The 4,041-nt window shown below is 73.7% G+C and carries 5 protein-coding genes; 4 read left to right on the top strand and 1 reads right to left on the bottom strand.

Annotation, left to right across the window (positions count from 1 at the left end; translation table 11 throughout):
• From G3I40_RS44460 to G3I40_RS44450, 3 genes are all read left to right on the top strand, one after another.
• The coding region (locus G3I40_RS44460; RefSeq protein WP_164560469.1) for a DUF2293 domain-containing protein at positions 1–229 on the top strand (229 nt) is incomplete at its 5' end.
• A 27-nt stretch (positions 230–256) separates the two neighbouring features.
• Positions 257–742 carry an anthrone oxygenase family protein gene (locus G3I40_RS44455; protein WP_164560468.1) on the top strand — a complete coding sequence of 162 codons (486 nt, stop codon included), beginning with the start codon at positions 257–259 and terminating at the stop codon, positions 740–742.
• Between the two features lie 110 nt (positions 743–852).
• Entirely contained in the window at positions 853–2,343 is a 1,491-nt protein-coding gene (locus tag G3I40_RS44450) for a glutamate synthase subunit beta (RefSeq protein WP_164560467.1), read from the top strand.
• Position 2,344: 1 nt separating this feature from the next.
• Here the strand turns inward: G3I40_RS44450 and G3I40_RS44445 are convergent, their stop codons facing one another.
• Complete coding sequence (locus G3I40_RS44445) at positions 2,345–2,842, bottom strand: carboxymuconolactone decarboxylase family protein (protein ID WP_164560466.1); 498 nt, start codon at positions 2,840–2,842, stop codon at positions 2,345–2,347.
• A gap of 47 nt (positions 2,843–2,889) precedes the next feature.
• On the opposite strand from G3I40_RS44445, the gene G3I40_RS44440 reads away from it, so the two are divergent.
• Positions 2,890–4,041 (top strand): PLP-dependent aminotransferase family protein (locus tag G3I40_RS44440; RefSeq protein ID WP_164560465.1); only part of this gene is annotated, 1,152 nt, incomplete at its 3' end.

The raw sequence follows: 4,041 nt of genomic DNA, 5'->3' as shown, positions 1-4,041 counted from the left end.
CAGCGCGGCGGGGCGTGCGCTGTCGGAGGGCGCGGTGACCGCCGCGGTGCGGGCGGCGGTGCGCCATGTCGACACTCCGTATGACCGGCTCCTGATGGAGGGGGCCGGGTGGAAGGCGGCGCGGGCGGAGGTGGCCGGGACGGTGGCGGCGGTGCTGGACGCCTGGCGGGCCGGGGCGGGTCCGGAGCGCGGCGAAATCGCTGCCCCCGGACCGGCTTCTGGGGCATGATCCCGTCATGGGCCAAGGGGGGTTCGGATGATCGAGGGACCGTACTTCGTACTCGTGGTGCTCGGTGCACTGTGGTGCGGCGTCACCGCCGGGGTGTTCGTCGCGTTCTCCACGTTCGTGATGCGGGGGCTCGCGGCGCTGCCCGCCGCGCGGGGGATCGCGGCGATGAACTCCCTCAACGTCGCGGCGGTGACGCCGGCCTTCATGGTGGTCTTCCTCGGTGCGGCCGTGCTGTGCGCGGTGATCGCCGTGGTCACGTTCGTGGTCCCGCCCGACGAGGGCACCGTGGAACTGCTGCTCGGCTGTGCCCTGTACCTCGCGGGCTCGTTCGGCGTGACGGTCGTCGCGAACATTCCGCGCAACGAGGCGCTCGCCCGGCTGGCCGGTGACGAGGAGTCCGGGAGCAGCGCCGCGTACTGGCGCACGTACCTGCGCGAGTGGGTGCGGTGGAACCACGTCCGCGGGGCCGCCTCGCTCGCGGCCTCGGCGTCGTTCGTGCTGGCTCTCACCTGACACGGCCCGCATGGGGCGGGCGGGAAGAGGCGGTCCAGACGTATCGTGACGAAAGGAGCCAGCGTGGCGGAAAGAGTCACGGTGCAGGTACCGGCGTAGGGAGACCGGCCGTGGCCGACCCCAAGGGCTTTCTCACCACGCCTCGCCGGGAGGCCCCGCGCCGTCCCGTCGGGGAGCGGATCAAGGACTGGGACGAGGTGTACGTCCCCGGCGGGCTGCTGCCCCTCATCGAGGCGCAGGCCGACCGGTGCATGGACTGCGGGATCCCGTTCTGCCACGAGGCGTGCCCGCTGGGGAACCTGATCCCCGAGTGGAACGACCTGGTGGCGCGGGACGACTGGCGGGCGGCGAGCGAGCGGCTGCACGCCACGAACAACTTCCCCGAGTTCACCGGCCGGTTGTGCCCCGCCCCCTGTGAGGCGGGCTGCGTCCTCGCGATCAACCAGCCCGCGGTGACCATCAAGAACGTCGAGGTGGCCATCGCCGACCGGGCCTGGCAGGAGGGGTTCGTGACCGCGTCGCCGCCGGACCGGCTGAGCGGCCGGACGGTCGCCGTCGTCGGTTCGGGGCCCGCAGGTCTCGCCGCGGCGCAGCAGCTGACCCGGGCCGGGCACACGGTCGCCGTGTACGAACGCGACGACCGGCCCGGCGGACTGCTCCGCTACGGCATCCCCGCGTTCAAGATAGAGAAGCGTCACCTGGAGCGCAGGCTCGCGCAGTTGCGGGACGAAGGGGTGCGTTTTCGTACGTCGACGCAGATCGGCCGGGACGTCACGGCCGCCGGGCTGCGGTCCCGGTACGACGCGGTGGTGCTGGCCATCGGGGCGACCGCCCGGCGCGAACTCGACGTGCCGGGACGAGAATTGGCCGGCATCCATCAGGCGATGGAGTATCTGCCGCTCGCCGACCGGGTCCGCGAGGGCGACCTCGACGTGTCACCGCTCAGCGCGGCCGGCCGGCACGTCGTCATCGTCGGCGGTGGTGACACCGGCGCGGACTGCCTGGGCACGGCGGTGCGTGAAGGGGCCGCGTCCGTCACCCAGTTGGACATCTACGGCAAGCCCGACGACGTCCGCGACGACGAGGCCGAGCCCTGGCCGACGTACCCGAAGCTGTACCGGCTGTCCGCCGCGCACGAGGAGGCGGGCGAGCTGAGGACGGCGCCGGCCGCCGACGCGGACGCACGGCTCTTCGCGGCGTCGACGCTGCGGTTCACAGGCGATGCGCAGGGGCGGGTGCGGGAGGTGCACCTGGTGGAGGTGGACGCGGCGCGGCGGCCGCGCCCCGGATCGGACCGGACGCTGCCCGCCGATCTGGTGCTGATCGCGCTCGGCTTCACCGGACCGGAGCGCCGGACCGGTGGTGTCGTCGACGAGTTGGGGCTCGCGGTCACCGAGCGGGGCGTGCTGGCCCGGGACGCCGCCTTCGGCACGCAGGTGCCGGGGGTGTTCGTCGCCGGGGACGCCGGGCGGGGGCAGTCGCTCGTGGTGTGGGCCATCGCGGAGGGGCGGGCCGCCGCCGCGGCCGTGGACCGGTGGCTGACGGGAGACACCCGCCTGCCGGCGCCGATCGGGGCCCACGACCGCCCCATGACCCCCTGATTCAGCGCTCGTCCGTGCCCGCCCGCTTCGCCGTCGCCAGGGCGACCCTGTTCCAGGTGTTGATCGTGCAGATCAGGGCGATGACCTGGGCGAGTTCCGCCTCCTCGAAGTGGGCCGCGGCCTGCGCGTAGACCGCGTCGGGGACGCCGGCATCGGCGATCCGGGTCACCGCTTCGGTGAGCGCCAGCGCCGCCTGCTCCTTCGGTGTGAAGAAGTGCCGCGCCTCGCGCCACACGGCGACCAGGTGCAGCCGGTCCTCGCTCTCCCCGGCCTTGCGGGCGTCGTTGGTGTGCATGTGCAGGCAGTACGCGCAGTTGTTGATCAGCGAGGAACGGATCTGGATCAGTTCCACCAGGGCCGGGTCGAGGCCCGCGCGGGCGGCGGCGTCGAAGCCGATGAGGGCGCGGAAGGCCTTGGGCGCGGCCTTGGCGAAGTCGGTACGGGCGGTGCCGGTGAGCTCTGCGGTCTGCGGGGCCGTGGTCTGCGTCGTTGTCGTCATGGCAGTAAATCTATGGCAGGGATAGACCCGCTGTAGGGTGCATTTCCATGACGGAATCCTGGGTCAATTCGGCGGAGCGGATCGGGGTCGACCTGCATCTCGAACTGTCCGGTTCGGGCAGTCGCCGGGGCGCTCTCGCCGCCGCGCTGCGGGAGGCCGTGCGCTCGGGCCGGCTCTCCCCCGGCACCCGGCTGCCGCCGTACCGGGCCCTCGCCGCCGATCTGGGCGTCGCCCGCAACACCGTCGCCGACGCCTACGCCGAGCTCGTCGCCGAGGGCTGGCTCACCGCACGCCAGGGGTCCGGGACGCGGGTCGCCGAGCGGACGCGGCCGCCGGGCAGGACGGAGCGCGTGCCGAAGGAGGCTCCGGTACGTCCCCGGGGGCCATTGCACGATCTGCGGCAGGGCACCCCGGACGCCTCGGCGTTCCCGCGTGCCGCGTGGGCGGCGGCGTACCGGCGGGCCCTGACCGACGCGCCGGCCGCGGCGTTCGGGCCCGGCGATCCGCAGGGCCGGATCGAGCTGCGTACCGCACTCACGGAGTACCTGGCACGTGCGCGCGGGGTGCGCACCGACCCCGGACGCATCGTGATCTGCTCGGGGTTCGCGCACGCGCTGCGTCTGCTGTACGGGGAGTCGGTGCTGCGGGGTCCGCTCGCCGTGGAGTCGTACGGGCTCGGTTTCCATCGCTCGCTCCTGGACCGGGCCGGCGTCCGCACGATGCCGCTGACGGTCGATCAGGACGGCGCCTGCATCGAGGAGTTGGGTGGTCCGGGCAAGGTGCGGGGGGTGCTGCTCACGCCCGCGCACCAGTTCCCGACGGGCGGGCCGCTGCATCCGGGGCGGCGGGCGGCCGTGGTGGACTGGGCGCGGGCCCGGGGCGGCATCGTCGTGGAGGACGACTACGACGGCGAGTTCCGCTACGACCGCAAGCCGGTCGGGGCGGTGCAGGGCCTCGACCCGGAGCGGGTCGTCTACGTGGGCTCCGTGAGCAAGAGCCTGTCCCCCGCGCTGCGGCTCGGCTGGATGGTGCTGCCCCGGCACCTCGTGGCGGACGTACTGGAGGCCAAGGGCGAGCGGGAGGCGTGGGCGAGCGGGCCCGACCAGCTGGCGCTCGCCGAGTTCCTGCGCGCGGGGGCGTACGACCGGCACGTGCGGCGGATGCGGCAGCGCTACCGGGCCCGCCGGGACCGTCTGGTG

Origin of the sequence: Streptomyces sp. SID14478 (assembly GCF_010548525.1) — a bacterium.
GTDB lineage: Bacteria > Actinomycetota > Actinomycetes > Streptomycetales > Streptomycetaceae > Streptomyces.
This window is presented reverse-complemented; position numbering and strand designations above follow the sequence as displayed.

What these genes read in the sequence shown, in the direction of transcription:
- G3I40_RS44445 (WP_164560466.1), bottom strand. Translation starts at nt 2,842, where the DNA reads ATGACGACAACGACGCAGACCACGGCCCCGCAGACCGCAGAGCTCACC.
- G3I40_RS44455 (WP_164560468.1), top strand. Translation starts at nt 257, where the DNA reads ATGATCGAGGGACCGTACTTCGTACTCGTGGTGCTCGGTGCACTGTGG.